The organism is Idiomarina sp. 28-8, assembly GCF_000320945.2.
Classification (GTDB): Bacteria; Pseudomonadota; Gammaproteobacteria; order Enterobacterales; family Alteromonadaceae; genus Idiomarina; species Idiomarina loihiensis.
The window spans coordinates 100,458-116,770 of sequence record NZ_DF266791.1; the positions used below are offsets into that span (position 1 = coordinate 100,458).

The window sequence follows — 16,313 nt, forward strand, 5'->3', positions numbered from 1 at the left end:
GCTAGAGTAAATGATCAACCGGCAACCTGGCGGTTAACCAAACCGCCAACCGTCGCCAAATACCGGCTCCCGGCTCTTTGTAGAGCCGTAACGCCGGTATTTTACTTTTATCCAGCCAATACAGTTTATAAAAACGGTTGAGTCGAGCCTCATACGATCGCAGCGGTAGTTCGTGCTCAAACATCGCGTTAATTCTCTCTGCCATCTCCGCTGACTCAATTAAAAGCCCCGACTCTGTGTTAATTTGCGCAGAACGCGGGTCAAAATTAAATGATCCAACAAAGACTTTCTCACTGTCCACTGTCACGGTTTTAGCATGCAGGCTAGACGCCGAGCGTCTGAAATAAGGACGCACATCTTTGCGTAAAGGTTTTTCCTCGGTTCGTTTCAGCTCAAACAGTTTTACACCTGACAACAACAGCCTTCGTCGGTGTCGCTGGTAGCCCGCATGTACGGCCGGGACATCTGTCACTGCCAGTGAATTAGTCAGCACGCGAACTTTTACTCCCTGCTCCGACAAATTCTCCAGCTCTTTAACACCTGTAGGCGTCGGCACAAAATAAGGAGAAACCAAAACAATAGATTGCTTTGCCAAGCCAAGAGTTTGCGTTAACTGCTGCGTCACCAACCGGCTCGGCTTACTATCAGGCAGAGCCTTTAAAGGATCATCACTGACAACCGTTGCGGTTGCCTGATACCAAGTTTCAGCGTCGCTCTGGGGAGTGTCTGTCAAGTGTTCGTCAGAAAGAACAAACTGGTGTAAATCTCGAAGTTCCGGTTGTTTTTGATAACCTTTCCAAATATCGTTAAACAATCTCGGTTTATCCGACGAGCTTATTGCGTTAACCGCAACCGATAAAGTGCAGTTCCAGTATTGCCGCCAGTCATCAAGTAACGTCTTAACGATTTTGCCTTTCGCTATTACATCAAGATCGGAAAACAGTTGTCCGGCATGTGTACCAAAATACTCGTTACCAACATTTCTCCCACCGACAATCCCCACTTCCGCATCGACCAGCATCGATTTATTATGCATTCGCCGATTCATGCGCTTAAAGTCGGTTAACCAGTTTAGCCAGCGCCAGCGTCTGTGCTTAAACGGATTAAAAAGCCTAATATTGAAATTAGCGCGGGAGGATAAATCTCGCAATAAAGGTTCTAAAGGTTTGCTGTGCAAATCATCCAGCAGAAGGTCGACCCGCACGCCACGCTCGACGGCATCCAGTAATTCCTTAAGCAGAGTGAGGCCACTGCTGTCGGGGCGCCACAAATAGTATTGTAACGCAATATGATGCCTGGCCTGACGTATTAACCTCACCCGTTCAATCAGCGCCCGGTGAGCATTTTCCAGCAATTGAAACTGATTGTCCGGGCACGCCGCGGGCAGTAAAGGTGTCATCGCAATCCACTCATCGCCCTTTCAAGCCCTTCGAGAGTCAATGGGTACATTCTTCCATCCACTATGTCATGTATCATTCTAACCGACATATAATAACGCCAATGTTTTTCTGGCTGCGGGTTAAGCCAGGCCACTTTGTCAAAGTGACGGGTTAAACGGTTCATCCAGGCTTCGCCGGGCTCTTCATTCCAGTGTTCTACACTGCCCCCCGGATACGCTATCTCGTACGGCCCCATAGTAGCATCGCCGACAAACAACAGCTTATAGTCCTCGCCGTAAGTCTGGATTAACTGTTTAGTCGGAATTTGCTCCTCGCGCCGGCGTGAATTCTCCCGCCACACGCCTTCATATACGCAGTTATGAAAGTAAAACAACTCCAGATGCTTGAACTCGTTTTTTAACGCGGTGAACAATTGCTCGCACTGGTAAACATAGTCGTCCATTGAACCGCCAACGTCTAACAGTAGAATAATTTTAACCGCATTATGACGCTCGGACTGCCACTTCAAATCAAGTAGACCACCTTTTTTTGAAGTGGCTTCAATGGTGCTGTTTAAATCAAGTTCAGTCGCGGCACCGGTGCGGGCGAACTGACGTAGCTTTCTGAGCGCCACCTGAAAACCGCGCTGCTCAAGCCGGGCATTGTCATCCAGATCACGGAATTCGCGCTTGTCCCATACTTTCGCCGCACTGCGATTACGGTTACCGTCCTGCCCAATGCGGATACCACCGGGGTGATAACCATACGCTCCAAAAGGCGAAGTTCCGCCTGTACCTATCCACTTCGAGCCGCCCTGATGACGCTTTTGCTGTTCTTTTAAGCGCTCCTGAAAAGTTTTCATGAGCTCATCCAGACTGCCCAACTGCTGAACTTTGCTTTTTTCTTCATCGCTCAAGTTGCGTTTCAACGCGTTTTCCAGCCAGTCTCCCGGGATTTTCTCAGTCACATCAACCTTGGCAACTTTATCCACATATTCGCTGAAGGCACGGTCGAATTTGTCATACTGGGACTCATCTTTTACCAGAATAAGTCGCGATAAATAATAAAATTGCTCCACATCGGCAAACGCTAAGTTTGCTTTCATGGCACTGAGTAAATCCAGCCATTCGGTAATACTGGTTTTTAGCCCGTGCCGCCGCAGGGTTTGGAAATAATCAATAAACATAGAGTGAATTAGCGCCGTTGAATGCGAGCGTATTCAGCTAAGCGCTCCACATCTTGTTCGTGCTTGAGTAAAGCACCAGATAAAGGCAGCAAGCCGCCCTGTTCACGGCTTTTACGCAATTCATTGGCATCAATATCTTCGACCAATAACAAGCGTAACCAGTCCAGTAACTCCGATGTCGACGGCTTTTTCTTTAGCCCGGGCACATCTCTCAACTCAAAAAACAACGCTAGCGCGGTATCCAGTAAATCACGATGTAAATCAGGGAAGTGTACATCGACAATGGCTTTTAATGTGTCGCTGTCAGGAAACTGAATGTAGTGGAAAAAGCAGCGGCGTAAAAACGCATCGGGCAAGGCTTTTTCATTGTTCGAGGTAATCAGCACAATGGGACGCTGCTCGGCTTTAATCTGCTCACCGGTTTCATAAACGTGAAACGCCATTTGATCCAGCTCGTGCAATAAGTCATTCGGAAACTCAACATCCGCTTTATCGATTTCATCAATGAGCAGAACGGGACGCTTCTCCGCGGTAAACGCCTGCCACAATTTACCGGGGCGAATATAATTACTAATCTCGTGTACTTTTTCACTGCCCAGCTGACTATCACGTAAACGAGAGACAGCATCGTACTCGTACAAGCCCTGCTGTGCTTTCGTTGTGGATTTAATTGACCATTGCAGTAACTGGGTATCTAAAGCATTTGCCAGTTCCTCGGCAAGGCGAGTTTTGCCTGTGCCCGGCTCGCCTTTCAGTAATAAAGGTTTCTCTAGCGTTACGGCGGCGTTAACGGCTGTCGCCAGTTCTTGCGACACGACATACTGAGAGCTACTGCTAAAATCCATTCTATATCCCTTACATTAAGCTTGAAACTGAGTCTATGATACAACACACACTCTGGCGGTGCTAATCAGTGGGCTTTCTGGATAACAGCATATCAAAGCGTTCAAGCACTCTGGCTATATCGGCTTTGACAAAGGGTTTTGTCACGTAATCGTCCATACCGGAACGCAACGCCTGAGTGCGTGTCTCAGGGTAAGCGTCCGCGGTAAGCGCAATCACATAAGGTTGGTGAATGTGCATATCCCGCAACGCTCTGGTTGCTTCCATACCATCCATATGCGGCATATGAAGATCCATAAAGAGTACGTCGTAGTCTCTGGCCTGCATCATCTTTAACGCATTATGGGCATCGCTTACCAAATCAACATATTGGTTAAGTGACAGCAGCATTTCTTTTATTATCAATTGGTTGATTTTATTATCATCAACGACCAACACCTGTTTTTTCGATAGCTTAGGCAGAACATTTTGCTCCGGTTGGTGTGTGCTTTCAGACTGAACGCTCATTGGTATGCAGAGCGTGAAGCAGGATCCCTGTTCAGGCTCGCTGTCCACCTGAATCGTGCCGCTTAATAACTGCACCAGGTTACGTACTATGGCAAGCCCCAGTCCGCTGCCGCCTTCCGGACGGTTTAACCCATCCTGCTCTTGCTCAAAAAGTTGCCAAATACGCTGAGTATCATAAATACCAACTCCGGTATCCTGTACTTTTACGATAAGGTCGCCTTCGCTTTGTTTTTCGCTATCAACTTCCCAACTTGCTTTAATCGCTATAGAGCCTCGCTCGGTAAACTTTAAAGCGTTACTGACTAAATTACTGATCACCTGGGCAATACGAGCCCGATCCATTAATGTTCGCTCCGGAATATCAGCATCAATATCGATAATAAATTCCAGACCTTTATCTTTTACAGGCTGTTCAAACAGCTGAATAACATGGCCCAACACTTTTGCCGGCGAGTGAACACCTCTTTTGACTTTTAGCTGCCCTTCTTCGGCCTGGGTTAAATCGAGCACATCATTCAACGTTGTCAGCAGATAGTCGCCGCTGTTCTTTATTGTACCCAGTAATTGCTGCTGATATGGATTGAGGTCTGTTGACTCCAACACAGAGGCGATACCCAGTATACCGTGTAGAGGGGTTCGAATTTCGTGTGACATATTCGCCAGAAACACATTTTTTGCATGAGCGGCTTTTAACGCATTCAACTCGGCTTTTTTCTGTTCTGTGACATCGGTAACCGTTCCGGTGTAGCGAATGGCCCGGCCTTGGTTGTCCCGCTCTATAATCTTTCCTCTGTCCAGTACATAAACCCAATGACCGTCACGATGCCTTATGCGATGAAGGCTTTCATAGAAAGGAGTCACTCCGTCCAGGTGATTCTTAATCGCCTGCCATACGTCGTCGTAATCTTCAGGGTGCAAACGACTCGACCAGCTTTCTACATTCGTTTCCAACTCGCAGACATCCCAGCCAAACATACTAGCCCAGCGTTGGTTAAAAATAGTAACGCCGGTTTGCGGGTTCCATTCCCAGGTACCTAAACGGGTCGCATCTAAAATAAGCTGTAATCGGTTACGCTCCATCTCGAGCGCAATTTGCAACTGTTTACGTTCAGTCACATCAATCAAGTAACCATAAAGATGGTTCTTACCATCTTCGTATCGTAATAGTACCGTTGTATCAGATACCCATACATCGTGTCCTTTAGCATGCTTTACCCGATAATCCTGATGAGTCAATGAAGAGCCGGATTCCTTGCTAAGAAGTGAATTGACCTCCTCCATGACACGGGGCAAATCGTCCTGATTAATGAGATCCCGGTACTGAATTTCATGGCTTTCTAAGCGCGTTTTTTTATAGCCTAAAAGGTCTTGTATGTTGTCTGAAACAAAACGTACTGGCCACCCCGGAGCATCCTCCCAAATAAACAGACTTAAATGACTTCCCACATTCAGCAGAGCTGCGAGGTTTTCATTGGAAATACGTGTTGGCATTTATTCGGACTCACTTTAAAGGCTTTCTTGCAACCAGTTTGCCGCAGTAGCAACTTGGTGTACACTGGCAAAAACGATAACATAAAAACAACGACATCCGAATGACTCAGGCAAACGTCAATGAATGGCAAACAGCTCTACTGACACAAGTTGATCAACTCATAGAGTTGGCGCAAACCCGTTTGCCTGGTCGACAGAAGCCAACTATCCGGGGGCCTGAATACTGGCAACGTTTTGCAAAACATCATTATGTGCGAGCCGCAGACTTACTTAAAACCGGACAAGGGTTTGAAGCCGCCAAGCACTTTCGGCGCGCCGCGTTATTTGGCCACAGCAAGGCCATGTTGTATTTAGGACAAATGTTTTTGCAAGGCAAGGATTTACCAGAAAGTATATTTCACGCTTGTTGCTGGCTAACGCTAGCGGATCGCGCCGGTGAAAGCGAAGCGGCTAAAATCATTGATGGTTTTCTACACCAGCTTACGGCAAGGCAATTAAACAGCGCCCGTCAGCTTGCCGCCGAGCGCTTTGAACAAATTTGTGATGCCAGTTTCGATGTTCATGGTTTGTAGTTTAAGGTAACCACAGCTTTGTTTTTTCTCGTATTTTTCCTGTAGCAACCCAATCCTGAAGCTGATCCGCCATACGTTTTCCTGCATCCACCGCTTTTTCCCAGTAATCAATACGAGTCGCAGCGTCCAGCTTGGCAAAGTCAGTGCGATCAGGAATTTTCCCGTAAGGCAGTGATTGAATAAAGTCTTCCGACGGCGTAATAAATACCACGCCTGGCCATTTCTTACCGGTAGTTCTGCGCCAACTCAAACGCTTGTCAAACCAGCCCGGAATCGCTTCTTTATGAAAGTGAGGGTAAAGCACCAAACCATTCACGTCAGAGAAGTCCAGGTCAAAGTGATAGTCGGTAACACCGCCATCACGATAAATGCCTTTAGGTGCTCCGGGAATATCAACCACGCCATCCAGTACTAAAGGAATTGAACCAGTCGCCAGTAACGCCTGCTGAAAGTTATTTTGAGTTAATTCAACATGATGTGTCGGTAAGTCGTTCCAGCCTTTTGCAAAGCTTAAGTCTGACTGTGGATGATGAAAGATAACGCGCTCATAAAACCGGCCCAGCCAGCGACGGTTCATACTGTTAGCAAAAGCAGAACTTAACAATCCCAGCATCTGCTTTTTCGTTTCGGCTGCCGTCCAGCCTCTACAACGTGCAACAATAAAATGATGTCGAACCGCCGACTGTCCCAGTATTTCTGTTACCGCCTGATCAGGAACGTACTTGGCCAGCAAGGCTTTAGCTTCACTGGTAATTTCATTCCGGTCGGGTTTCGCGCTGTAAGTCTGGGTTCTGTATAAACGACAAAATAAATCACTGGCGGCAACAGGGTCTTGCTGCCCCAATGCTGCGAAACGCCAGGCACCTGCGGAAGTCCCCAGGGTATTCAGCGGCGCTTTCTTGTCTTTAAAGAATTCACCGAACATCCATTTATCAAGCCCCTGAAGCACAAACCACTTCGGCCCGCCTGAAGCACCTAGCAGCAAACCGATATCATCGGCTTTCAGTCCCTGCTCCTGAATATGTTGATAAGCCGACGAGCCTGCTTTTATGTTAATCCAATCCGTCATACAACTTCCCTGTTTTACAGTTGTCGTTTTCTTTCTGCGAGAAAACCTAAGAAAAACAATATTCCAATGGTACTGACTGCCAGCAGGTGCAAAGGAATAAGGCTTAACCAGCCGGCTAAAACTGGCGTAAACCAGACGGTCAGCCAACCGTAACCAAATGCACAAACCACGATGAAGACCAAAGTCCTGAATACAAAATGCCAGTGCGCCACTTGCCTTTGCACCATGCGGTTCACTTCTGCGCCATAAATCACCAGTAGTGTGGCAATGATCGCCATAGCCAGTTCATAGAAATGTGGACGGATCATCATGCCCAAATTATTCAACACATTCTGCACGCTAGTACCCCTCTGAAAAGCATCGTCCGAGTATACGAATTTTCTGTCGTTTTCGCATCCCAAGTTTACGATTTGCTGTGTTATCCTAAGCTCATAAAGAAGCTTATTTACAGGACATTCCATGAAAATCATTTCATTCAATATCAATGGTATACGAGCGCGACTGCATCAGTTACAGGCAGTAATTGATAAACATCAGCCCGATGTTATCGGTCTGCAGGAAACCAAAGTACATGACGACCAGTTTCCGCTAAAAGACGTGGAAGCCATGGGTTATCACGTTATTTACCACGGCCAGAAAGGTCATTACGGCGTGGCCATGCTCAGTAAAAAGCCACTGGAAAACCCGCAGTTTGGCTTCCCTACTGACGATGATGAAGCACAGCGCCGCATGATAATGGGTGATTATCCACTGGCAGATGGTGGCCATGTACGTATTCTAAATGGCTACTTCCCGCAGGGCGAAAGTCGTGACCACCCTACGAAATTTCCAGCTAAAGAAAAGTTTTATCAGGACTTAATGAGCTATCTGGATAACGATCTTTCGCCGGAACAGCCAGTGATTGTTATGGGCGATGTAAATATATCCCGTATCGATTTAGATATTGGTATTGGCGAAAACAACGCCAAACGCTGGCTTAAAACCGGGAAATGCAGCTTCCTTCCGGAAGAACGGGAATGGATACAAAGATTAATGGACTGGGGTTTTACTGACACTTATCGTCAGCTAAACCCGGATGTGGATAACCAGTTCAGCTGGTTTGATTACCGCTCACGTGGCTTTGATGACAACAGAGGTTTACGCATCGACCTTATCCTTGCCACTAAAGCTCTCGCCAAGCAATGCGAAGACAGCGGTATAGACTATGAGCTCAGAGGCATAGAAAAACCTTCGGATCATGCCCCCGTCTGGTCTACATTTAAAGACTGATAGTCATTTTGCCGTCGGTTGGCCTTAGTGCTCTTCCGGCGGCAATGTTTCCAGTGCTTTACGCAAAATAATCGCCAAATCCATGTATTCAGGGCCTTTCTCACCCTGTGGCTGACACTCAACGCCCTGCTTTCTCAGCTTATCTCTCAGCTCTTTATACCAGTTCCGTAACATTGGCTTTAAAGGTTGTCTGGAACGCCAGCCGAGCCAGTACAAACCCTGCAAGGGTAAGCTCAACATAATAAGTGACAACATCAGCCCCGGGGCTAACTGCTCCTGCGGCATAAACTGCCAGGTCAGCGCAGCATTGAGTACTGCTATTCCCGGAGTCCAGCTAATGGCTTTGCGAGTTATAGGGATAATTCGCGACTCTGCCATAGCGGCAACAACTGAATGATGAGGCCATTTATCGGCATACCTCTTTCCATCTCTTAAAACCGCAAAAAATGAACGACTCATGGTGACCTCTTAGACAAACCTGCTGTAATTATAATCGATTACTGAGCTATTGTACGATATTCGCACTTTTAATATTATCTTTATTTTTCATAAAGTTACACTGTTACAACCGTGTAGTTCACAAAGATATCCACAGTTAATGTGGATACAGTTGCACCGGAGCTTTAGCTTTGCCACTATACTAACTGAATTAGTCAGTCGCATGGTGTCAGCAGTGACAACAAGTCAGCTTCCTTCTCTTTATGCGCCGGTTACCGGTCGCATCATAGCAGCACAACCTTCGGCCGCAGTATGCCAGCATGGCCTGCTTGGCAAAGGCATTGTCATAGAAATGACCGGCAGTACGCTATACGCCCCGGCTGATGGCTCACTGAGCCATATCAGCAGTGGTGGCGATTACTTGTCGTTACGCTTAAACGACACCTATTCCTTACAATTAGTCATAGGTTCCGGCGATGCGTTCGGCAACCACGACGCTTTAACTGTGCTTTGTCGCGAACAGACAGAGGTTAAGTGTGGTGATCCTCTGGTTAAGATTAACCAGTCATTACTGCGCAGCCTTAAACCCTCGCAGCAGCGTCTTGCTGTTTTGCTTTGTTCATTGAATTCCGGGCACGATAGCGAATCGCCCGAATGGCTAACCCCGGGGCTTATTACTGCGAAAGACAGTCCACTTATTACTTATTAACACCGACAGGAGCTGTACCTATGTTGCGCGTTTATGGCATTAAAAACTGCGACACCGTTAAAAAATCACTTAAATGGTTAGATAAAAACGAAGTCGCCTACGAATTTATTGATGTTCGCCAGCAACCACTACAAAAAGAAACCGTTAGCGGCTGGTTACAAAAACTGCCGGCGGAATCTTTATTGAACAAGCGCAGCACCAGCTGGCGCAACCTGTCAGATGAGCAAAAATCTGTTGTAGACGCCAACGCCATAGCTGAATTAGTTGCCGAACAACCAACATTGTTTAAGCGTCCGTTAGTTGAGTCCGGCCAGGCTGTTCATTGCGGTTTTAATGAGAAACTCTGGAGTGAACGCTACTTATGAGTTCAGAGACATTAAAGCTTGCCCGTGAGCTCATTTCCCGCCCGTCCATTACGCCGGAAGACGAAGGTTGTCAGCAACTCATAGGTGAACGGCTTGCGGCTCAGGGTTTCAACCTTGAGTCTATGATATTTGAAGATACCACCAACTTATGGGCGCGACGCGGGCAAGGCCGTAAATTGTTTTGCTTTGCCGGCCATACCGACGTTGTGCCACCCGGTGACATCAACGATTGGCAGTTTCCGCCCTTTGAACCTACAACGCACGAAGGGTATTTATACGGTCGCGGAGCCGCTGATATGAAAGGCAGCCTGGCAGCGATGATAACCGCGACGGAGCGGTTTATTAAAGACTATCCGAATGTGGACGCCGACATTGGTTTTCTCATAACCAGTGACGAAGAAGGCCCCTTTATTAATGGCACCAAACGTGTCATTGAAACACTGCAGGAGCGTAACGAAAACATAGACTGGTGTATTGTCGGGGAGCCATCCAGTACTGATACCCTGGGGGACATCGTTAAAAACGGGCGCAGAGGCAGCTTAACCGGAGACTTGACCGTACTGGGTATACAGGGTCACGTTGCTTATCCACATTTAGCAAAAAACCCGGTACATGATCTTGCACCAGCCCTCAGCGAGCTAATTAACGAAGAATGGGATCAAGGCAACGCCAGTTTTCCGCCAACCACGTTTCAGGTATCTAACATTCAGGCAGGAACTGGTGCCGGCAATGTGATACCCGGGCGTATTGATACCCAGTTTAACTTCCGCTTCTCGACAGAACTCACAGCCGAGAAAATTAAGCAACGAGTTGAAGCCATTCTCGATAAGCACTCGCTAAAATACCACCTGCAATGGAAGCTTAACGGACCGCCTTTTTTAACTGAATCAGGCGCATTAGTTGAAGCCGTTCAGGCGGCCATTGAACACGAATGTGGGTTTTCAACTACCCTCTCTACCGCGGGCGGCACATCCGACGGGCGCTTTATTGCACCAACCGGTGCTCAGGTCATTGAGCTGGGACCCGTAAATGCTACCATTCACAAAGTGAACGAATGCGTTAAAGTCAGTGATTTGGATAAACTCAGTGATGTTTATTACCGCTGTCTGGAGAAGCTTTTATGTTAAGCAGCACAGAACTGACAGGTGCCTGCGAAACACACTTAACGGCAGTAGATGGGCATAAACTGCATCCTGATGCAGCAGAAGCTTATCTCGCCATGCAAAAAGCAGCAGCGGCTGAGGGTATTGAACTGGCCATAGCCAGTGGTTTCCGCTCACTGGACAGGCAACTGTCTATCTGGAATAGAAAATGGCGAGGAAAACTGCCCCTCCGCTCCAAAGAGGGTGAGCTACTGGATGCATCAAACTTAAGCGACGTTGAGAAAATGCACGCAATTTTGCATTGGTCTGCGTTACCGGGGAGTAGCCGCCACCACTGGGGAAGTGATTTCGATATTTACGACCCCCGCCCTTTTCAGGACAGTGAACTAAAACTGCAATTAGTGCCCGGCGAGTATATTGACCAATCAGGCCCCTGTCATGAACTGTGGCAATGGCTAACCCGGCATGCGCATGAAAGTGGTTTTTTCTTTCCTTATGCACGCTATCAGGGCGGTGTTGCACAGGAGCCCTGGCACTTGAGCTTCCGCGCCGTTTCACAGCCATGCCATAAGCAATTGAACCTTGAGCTGCTAGCCGAAACCGTAGACTCATTAGCCATAGAGGGAAAACCCATTATTCTGGATAACCTGGCTCAAATAAAAAATCAGTACATTGATACAATAACGGAGGATGACGGATGGACGACTATTTGGTGTGGCTAATAATATTATTGGTAGTAGGCGTGGTTGTGAGTAACCTTATGGTGCTGAAGTATACCGCTAAGTTTAAATGGCCTGGTACGAAATCATCTAAAACCGAAGATGACTCCGACCAGGACCCTAAAAACAAAAATAAAGATTAATCCAGCGTTACGCCAAGGCGCTTAGCCACTTCGCGGTAAGCTTCAACAACACCGCCTAAGCCCTGGCGAAAACGGTCTTTATCGAGCTTCTCACGAGTCTCTGCGTCCCAAAGGCGGCAGCCATCTGGAGTAAACTCGTCACCCAGCATAATTTCGCCCTCAAACACGCCAAACTCAAGCTTGTAATCCACTAATAACAGACCGGCATCAGCAAACAAAGCTTTTAAAACGTCGTTCACTTTAAAGGTGAGTTCTTTCATTTTCTCAATTTGCTCTGCTGTTGCCCATCCAAAGGCCTGAATATGATACTCGTTAACCATAGGGTCGTGCAGCGCATCGTTCTTTAAGAAAAACTCGAATGTCGGAGGGTTAAGCTCTTTACCTTCTTCAACGCCTAAACGGCGCACCAGAGAACCTGCTGCCACGTTACGGACAACACATTCTACCGGTATCATATCCAGCTTTTTAACCAAAGACTCGGTATCGCTCAAACGCTCATCTAACTGCGTCGGAATGCCCGCTTCTTCCAGCTTAGACATAATAAAATGGTTAAACTTATTATTCACCATGCCTTTGTCATCAAGCTGCTCGACCTTCTCGCCGTCGAACGCTGAAGTATCATTACGAAACTCCAGCACCAGGCGGTTAGGATCGTCGGTATGATAGACCGTCTTTGCTTTTCCCCGATATAGTTCACTGCGTTTTTCCATGAATCTTTCCACTCGCGCTTAAGTTAAAGTTGGCTTTGCTGTTTAACAGCGTTTTTAAAGGCTTCAAATACTTGATTAATCCATTCGTCGGAAACAATTTCCTCACCCTGGTAAACCGTAACCGAGGTATTTTCACCGTCTTCCAGTAATCGGAATTCGTACTCACCTTCGGCTATGCCCAGGTCTTCGTAGTCATCGCCACCAATGAACAGGAAGCCGCTGCCGGGTTCGCTGTACTCAACAAAATAGGTTCCTGTCTCGCGGTTTAAATCTTCAACCTCAAAACCAATATTCTGAAGAGCCAAATTAACTAATGGCCATGCTTGCTCAAAATTGTCTTCAACAATGAAAACTGAATGCCCTTCTGCGGCTTTTGACAAGCTGGTTTCAATACCGGCCGCTTTTTCACGAGCTACAGCCAGTTGTTGTTTCCGGTTAACTTCAGAAATAATCGCATTAAGTAAATCAGCTTCCAAATTACGAACAACCAAAGGAGCAACCTCTTGCTCTTCACCACCAATCACCTGAGTAAAGTCGTTAACATCGACTCGTAGTGCGGTGCTGCGCTGATGCGATTCAGTTTCCTGAGTTAGTTCATAGCGGAAAGTTCTTTCCAGATCACTGTCGCTCTCTCCGCCAAATCCGAAAAAGCCGCTGTCGCCCTCAATGGTTTGCTGTACCGTCATTTGCTCGGTAAGCCAACGGTTATCACCCACGTTTTCCCATTGAATGTCGCGTCTTTCCAGTACATCAAATGCCGCCTGACGAACAAACTCGGTTACTGAGTCTCCCATGCCATCGACAATATCAAAGTACACCCGGGTTTCGGTTTCAGTTTCTAACACCCGGCTTCCCAGTCCAATAGGACGAACCTGCTGCGGAGCCATTATATTGACTTTATAGCCAACAGGAGCTGGTGCTATGTTCGTATCCGGAATTTGATACTGAGTTCCTTTTTCCGGCTTCTCCAGACCACCTGGAATATTCAGTGAGGCAGTAGGTTGAATGTTCACGTATTCAAACCCGCCGCTGGCACGTTCTTTCTCTACCGACGAACAACCTGTTACAACTACGGCAGCTACGCCCATCCACGCAAGGCGAGACAATTTCATTACGACTCCTGAATATTCAGTAGGTTTGCTTTCTGTAACACTGACTCAATCAATTGTTGATTACTCTCTTCCGGAGGTGTCAGTGGCAGACGATAATTTGCGCTGACCCAACCCATTAAAGCGAGCGACCATTTTACCGGAATGGGGTTGGATTCAACAAATAACATATTATGCAAAGGTGCCAGCTCAGCATCGATCTGATTCGCACTTTCTTTATCACCAGCAAGTGCCGCCGTTACCAGTTCTTTCATTTTTGCCGGAACAATATTAGCGGTAACACTGATAACACCATGACCACCCGCAAACATAAATTCGCGTGCAGTAGGGTCATCACCGCTTAATAAGATAAAGTCATCGCCGCAGCGCTCTTTAAGTTCCTGAACCCGACTCACGTCACCGGTAGCTTCTTTTATACCAATAACGTTATCAATTTTTGCCAGCTGTTCGACCATGTCCGGTGTCATATCAAGACTGGTGCGCCCCGGAACATTATATAGAATTTGGGGTTTATCCGTAGCATCGGCACAGGCCTGATAATGTGCAATTAAGCCTGCTAAAGAAGGTTTATTGTAATATGGCGTAACATTTAAAAAGCCACTTACACCCGCCTGGGTCATTTTTTCTGTCAGTTGCACGGCTTCGCTGGTCGAGTTTGAACCGTTTCCAGCAATAATATCGATGCGCCCGGCACTGAGTTCGACCATGGCATTAACGACAGCGATATGTTCTTCATGCGTTAAGGTTGTTGACTCCCCTGTCGTGCCAACCGCTACAATAGCGTCGGTACCCGCTTCGCAATGTTTGTTAACCAGAAACTCAAGTTCACTGTAATCAACATTGCCATATTTTGTAAAAGGGGTAACTAAAGCGACAATACTGCCCTTAAGCATACATTCTCCAAGTCCTAAATTGGGGCTCCAATGGTAATGCCAGCCCTGACGAAACACAAGTGATAGGAACGTAACTTGCCAAGAAGGTTCCGTAAACTTTTGCCGGTATGGCATTTTCCAAGACGGCATCTGTCCGCTATGATGTTGGCACTGTTAACTAAGTTCCAGGAGAATGCAATGCAGACACTACAACAGGGCGATAAAGCGCCTGACTTTACTTTACCGGATGCGAACGAGAACTCAGTGACCTTATCGGAGTTATTAAAAGAGAACCGGGTACTGGTTTACTTTTATCCAAAAGCCATGACACCGGGCTGCACTGTGCAGGCACAAAACTTACGCGACAGCCGTAAGCAGCTTGAGGAATTTAATGTTGTCTCTGTTGGTATAAGCCCTGATGCGCCTAAACGCTTAGCTAAGTTTACTGATAGAGATGAGTTAAACTTCACCTTGTTAAGCGACGAAGACCATAAAGTGGCTGAAGACTTTGGCGTATGGGGCCTGAAAAAGTTTATGGGTAAAGAATACGATGGTATTCACCGTATTAGCTTTTTAGTAGAACAGGACGGAAGCATTTCAAAAGTCTTCAATAAATTTAAAACTAAAGAGCATCACGAAGTGGTGCTGGAGCACCTTAAGCAAGCTTAAGCTCTATAGAGCAGACACCGCACTAAAGCGGTGTTTGCTCTTCTGCCTTTTCCCCGGTGCCACTGTCCCATGCTGTTAGTACCGCCTTGACCAGACTGGCCAGCGGAATAGCAAAAAACACGCCCCAGAACCCCCATATGCCGCCAAAAATTAATACCGCGCCAATAATGTAGACTGGGTTTAAGCTTATTGCCTCTGAGAACAATAGCGGTACCAGTAAGTTACCATCCAGAGCCTGAATAACCAGATAGGCTACGGTCACCCAAACAAATGCCGCCGTTGGCCCAAACTGAAATAAAGCCACTAATACCACCGGAATGGTTGCGACCGCAGCGCCTACGTAGGGAATTAAAACCGATAAACCGACCATAATGGACAGTAATGCCGAGTAGCGCAGCCCAAATAAGCTAAAGGTAACAAAAGTGACTATCGCAACCACCACCACTTCAATTGCTTTGCCACGAATGTAGTTCATAATTTGCAGGTTCATCTCCTGCCCGACCTGCGAAATTAACTGACGGTTTGAAGGCAACAGACGGCTGAAATGAGCAATCAATATATCGCGGTCTTTTAGCATAAAAAAGATTAAAAGCGGCACGATAATGAGATAAACCAGCATGGCCATGACGTTCACAATAGAGGTCAGGGAAACCGTTAACAGGCTTTCTCCTAAACTCACTGCTCGTCTTTTTACTTCCTGAGTAAACTCAGTAATTTGGCTGTCATCGACAATAGTCGGGAACATTTCAGGTAGTTTATGCAGCCAAATTTGCAGGTTCGTAACCATATCAGGCATTTCCTGAATCAAAGTCGTACTTTGTTGCCAAATAACGGGAACCAGAGTCAGCAAAGTAACAATCATTAATGCCAGGAATAACGAAAAGGTAATAATCGTGGCGGTTAAACGGGATAAACCAAGCCCCATCAATCGCATTACCGGCCAGTCTAGCAAATAGGCCAGAGATATAGCAATTAACAACGGCGCAATTAAGCTACCGAAAAACACAATGACTAATACCACAACAACCAGTAACAGAAATAAAGTTACTGCATTAGGGTCAGAAAATTTCCGTTGATACCACTGTTGAATGTATTCCCACATAACCACTATCTCTTAACCTTTGTTGAGATGATAATATCAGTCCTTGCAATCTTTCCAT

19 protein-coding genes are annotated in these 16,313 nt (G+C 46.8%); 8 read left to right on the forward strand and 11 right to left on the reverse strand.

Features of this window, described 5'->3' with window-relative positions:
• Nucleotide 1: 1 nt before the first annotated feature.
• From RJ32_RS08370 to RJ32_RS08385, 4 genes are all read right to left on the reverse strand, one after another.
• Entirely contained in the window at nucleotides 2-1,399 is a 1,398-nt protein-coding gene (locus RJ32_RS08370) for a phospholipase D family protein (protein ID WP_034821198.1), read from the reverse strand.
• Nucleotides 1,396-2,565 (reverse strand): VWA domain-containing protein, encoded by a 1,170-nt coding sequence (locus RJ32_RS08375; protein ID WP_034821201.1) that lies wholly within the window; start codon nucleotides 2,563-2,565, stop codon nucleotides 1,396-1,398. Before RJ32_RS08375 ends, RJ32_RS08370 begins: the two co-directional genes overlap by 4 nt.
• 8 nt (nucleotides 2,566-2,573) lie before the next feature.
• A complete protein-coding gene (locus RJ32_RS08380) occupies nucleotides 2,574-3,410 on the reverse strand; it encodes a MoxR family ATPase (protein ID WP_034821203.1) in 837 nt (278 codons plus the stop codon).
• A gap of 61 nt (nucleotides 3,411-3,471) precedes the next feature.
• Entirely contained in the window at nucleotides 3,472-5,406 is a 1,935-nt protein-coding gene (locus RJ32_RS08385) for a PAS domain-containing protein (protein WP_034821205.1), read from the reverse strand.
• A gap of 101 nt (nucleotides 5,407-5,507) precedes the next feature.
• Here RJ32_RS08385 and RJ32_RS08390 point away from each other — a divergent pair, with 101 nt between their 5' ends.
• Nucleotides 5,508-5,978 (forward strand): hypothetical protein, encoded by a 471-nt coding sequence (locus RJ32_RS08390; RefSeq protein WP_011234694.1) that lies wholly within the window; start codon nucleotides 5,508-5,510, stop codon nucleotides 5,976-5,978.
• A gap of 1 nt (nucleotide 5,979) precedes the next feature.
• On the opposite strand, the gene RJ32_RS08395 is transcribed toward RJ32_RS08390, so the two are convergent.
• Nucleotides 5,980-7,047: a hypothetical protein gene (locus tag RJ32_RS08395; RefSeq protein WP_034821206.1), complete on the reverse strand. Its 1,068-nt coding sequence runs from the start codon at nucleotides 7,045-7,047 to the stop codon at nucleotides 5,980-5,982.
• Nucleotides 7,048-7,061: 14 nt separating this feature from the next.
• Nucleotides 7,062-7,385 carry a DUF3392 domain-containing protein gene (locus tag RJ32_RS08400; protein ID WP_011234696.1) on the reverse strand — a complete coding sequence of 108 codons (324 nt, stop codon included), beginning with the start codon at nucleotides 7,383-7,385 and terminating at the stop codon, nucleotides 7,062-7,064.
• A gap of 121 nt (nucleotides 7,386-7,506) precedes the next feature.
• On the opposite strand from RJ32_RS08400, the gene xthA reads away from it, so the two are divergent.
• Nucleotides 7,507-8,316 carry an exodeoxyribonuclease III gene (gene xthA / locus RJ32_RS08405; RefSeq protein ID WP_011234697.1) on the forward strand — a complete coding sequence of 270 codons (810 nt, stop codon included), beginning with the start codon at nucleotides 7,507-7,509 and terminating at the stop codon, nucleotides 8,314-8,316.
• Between the two features lie 24 nt (nucleotides 8,317-8,340).
• Here the strand turns inward: xthA and yfbV are convergent, their stop codons facing one another.
• Nucleotides 8,341-8,775 (reverse strand): terminus macrodomain insulation protein YfbV, encoded by a 435-nt coding sequence (gene yfbV / locus RJ32_RS08410; protein ID WP_011234698.1) that lies wholly within the window; start codon nucleotides 8,773-8,775, stop codon nucleotides 8,341-8,343.
• A gap of 214 nt (nucleotides 8,776-8,989) precedes the next feature.
• On the opposite strand from yfbV, the gene RJ32_RS08415 reads away from it, so the two are divergent.
• Genes RJ32_RS08415 through RJ32_RS15215 form a run of 5 tightly spaced genes read left to right on the forward strand, consistent with a single transcriptional unit; the run spans nucleotide 8,990 to nucleotide 11,793 of the window.
• Nucleotides 8,990-9,463 carry a PTS glucose transporter subunit IIA gene (locus RJ32_RS08415; RefSeq protein ID WP_227016292.1) on the forward strand — a complete coding sequence of 158 codons (474 nt, stop codon included), beginning with the start codon at nucleotides 8,990-8,992 and terminating at the stop codon, nucleotides 9,461-9,463.
• 20 nt (nucleotides 9,464-9,483) lie between these two features.
• On the forward strand, nucleotides 9,484-9,828 hold the full coding sequence (locus tag RJ32_RS08420) for an arsenate reductase (RefSeq protein ID WP_011234700.1): 345 nt from the start codon (nucleotides 9,484-9,486) through the stop codon (nucleotides 9,826-9,828).
• A complete protein-coding gene (gene dapE, locus RJ32_RS08425; protein WP_034821209.1) occupies nucleotides 9,825-10,955 on the forward strand; it encodes a succinyl-diaminopimelate desuccinylase in 1,131 nt (376 codons plus the stop codon). The genes RJ32_RS08420 and dapE overlap by 4 nt, the downstream gene beginning before the upstream one ends.
• On the forward strand, nucleotides 10,949-11,653 hold the full coding sequence (locus RJ32_RS08430) for a M15 family metallopeptidase (RefSeq protein WP_034821212.1): 705 nt from the start codon (nucleotides 10,949-10,951) through the stop codon (nucleotides 11,651-11,653). The genes dapE and RJ32_RS08430 overlap by 7 nt, the downstream gene beginning before the upstream one ends.
• Before the next feature lie 38 nt (nucleotides 11,654-11,691).
• Nucleotides 11,692-11,793, forward strand: coding sequence for a hypothetical protein (locus RJ32_RS15215; protein ID WP_231378638.1), 102 nt, complete (start codon nucleotides 11,692-11,694; stop codon nucleotides 11,791-11,793).
• Here the strand turns inward: RJ32_RS15215 and purC are convergent.
• From purC to dapA, 3 genes are read right to left on the reverse strand one after another with little or no spacing between them, the layout of a single operon-like run.
• Nucleotides 11,790-12,503 (reverse strand): phosphoribosylaminoimidazolesuccinocarboxamide synthase, encoded by a 714-nt coding sequence (gene purC, locus RJ32_RS08440; RefSeq protein ID WP_034821216.1) that lies wholly within the window; start codon nucleotides 12,501-12,503, stop codon nucleotides 11,790-11,792. The genes RJ32_RS15215 and purC overlap by 4 nt on opposite strands.
• A 23-nt stretch (nucleotides 12,504-12,526) precedes the next feature.
• Nucleotides 12,527-13,615 carry an outer membrane protein assembly factor BamC gene (gene bamC, locus RJ32_RS08445; protein WP_034821219.1) on the reverse strand — a complete coding sequence of 363 codons (1,089 nt, stop codon included), beginning with the start codon at nucleotides 13,613-13,615 and terminating at the stop codon, nucleotides 12,527-12,529.
• A complete protein-coding gene (gene dapA / locus RJ32_RS08450) occupies nucleotides 13,615-14,505 on the reverse strand; it encodes a 4-hydroxy-tetrahydrodipicolinate synthase (protein WP_011234706.1) in 891 nt (296 codons plus the stop codon). Before dapA ends, bamC begins: the two co-directional genes overlap by 1 nt.
• 177 nt (nucleotides 14,506-14,682) lie before the next feature.
• Here dapA and bcp point away from each other — a divergent pair, with 177 nt between their 5' ends.
• The gene (bcp, locus tag RJ32_RS08455) at nucleotides 14,683-15,153 is read left to right on the forward strand and encodes a thioredoxin-dependent thiol peroxidase (RefSeq protein ID WP_011234707.1); all 471 of its coding nucleotides are present in this window, start codon (nucleotides 14,683-14,685) and stop codon (nucleotides 15,151-15,153) included.
• Nucleotides 15,154-15,175: 22 nt separating this feature from the next.
• Here bcp and RJ32_RS08460 read toward each other — a convergent pair whose 3' ends face one another.
• Nucleotides 15,176-16,255, reverse strand: coding sequence for an AI-2E family transporter (locus RJ32_RS08460; protein ID WP_011234708.1), 1,080 nt, complete (start codon nucleotides 16,253-16,255; stop codon nucleotides 15,176-15,178).
• Nucleotides 16,256-16,313: the final 58 nt, after the last annotated feature.

Coding starts and splice junctions, on each gene's coding strand:
- bamC (WP_034821219.1), bottom strand. CDS start 13,615: ATGAAATTGTCTCGCCTTGCGTGGATGGGCGTAGCTGCCGTAGTTGTA.
- RJ32_RS08370 (WP_034821198.1), bottom strand. CDS start 1,399: ATGACACCTTTACTGCCCGCGGCGTGCCCGGACAATCAGTTTCAATTG.
- RJ32_RS08430 (WP_034821212.1), top strand. CDS start 10,949: ATGTTAAGCAGCACAGAACTGACAGGTGCCTGCGAAACACACTTAACG.
- RJ32_RS15215 (WP_231378638.1), top strand. CDS start 11,692: ATGGTGCTGAAGTATACCGCTAAGTTTAAATGGCCTGGTACGAAATCA.
- yfbV (WP_011234698.1), bottom strand. CDS start 8,775: ATGAGTCGTTCATTTTTTGCGGTTTTAAGAGATGGAAAGAGGTATGCC.
- xthA (WP_011234697.1), top strand. CDS start 7,507: ATGAAAATCATTTCATTCAATATCAATGGTATACGAGCGCGACTGCAT.
- bcp (WP_011234707.1), top strand. CDS start 14,683: ATGCAGACACTACAACAGGGCGATAAAGCGCCTGACTTTACTTTACCG.
- RJ32_RS08395 (WP_034821206.1), bottom strand. CDS start 7,047: ATGACGGATTGGATTAACATAAAAGCAGGCTCGTCGGCTTATCAACAT.
- RJ32_RS08460 (WP_011234708.1), bottom strand. CDS start 16,255: ATGTGGGAATACATTCAACAGTGGTATCAACGGAAATTTTCTGACCCT.
- RJ32_RS08380 (WP_034821203.1), bottom strand. CDS start 3,410: ATGGATTTTAGCAGTAGCTCTCAGTATGTCGTGTCGCAAGAACTGGCG.
- dapA (WP_011234706.1), bottom strand. CDS start 14,505: ATGCTTAAGGGCAGTATTGTCGCTTTAGTTACCCCTTTTACAAAATAT.
- RJ32_RS08390 (WP_011234694.1), top strand. CDS start 5,508: ATGACTCAGGCAAACGTCAATGAATGGCAAACAGCTCTACTGACACAA.
- RJ32_RS08375 (WP_034821201.1), bottom strand. CDS start 2,565: ATGTTTATTGATTATTTCCAAACCCTGCGGCGGCACGGGCTAAAAACC.
- RJ32_RS08420 (WP_011234700.1), top strand. CDS start 9,484: ATGTTGCGCGTTTATGGCATTAAAAACTGCGACACCGTTAAAAAATCA.
- purC (WP_034821216.1), bottom strand. CDS start 12,503: ATGGAAAAACGCAGTGAACTATATCGGGGAAAAGCAAAGACGGTCTAT.
- RJ32_RS08385 (WP_034821205.1), bottom strand. CDS start 5,406: ATGCCAACACGTATTTCCAATGAAAACCTCGCAGCTCTGCTGAATGTG.
- dapE (WP_034821209.1), top strand. CDS start 9,825: ATGAGTTCAGAGACATTAAAGCTTGCCCGTGAGCTCATTTCCCGCCCG.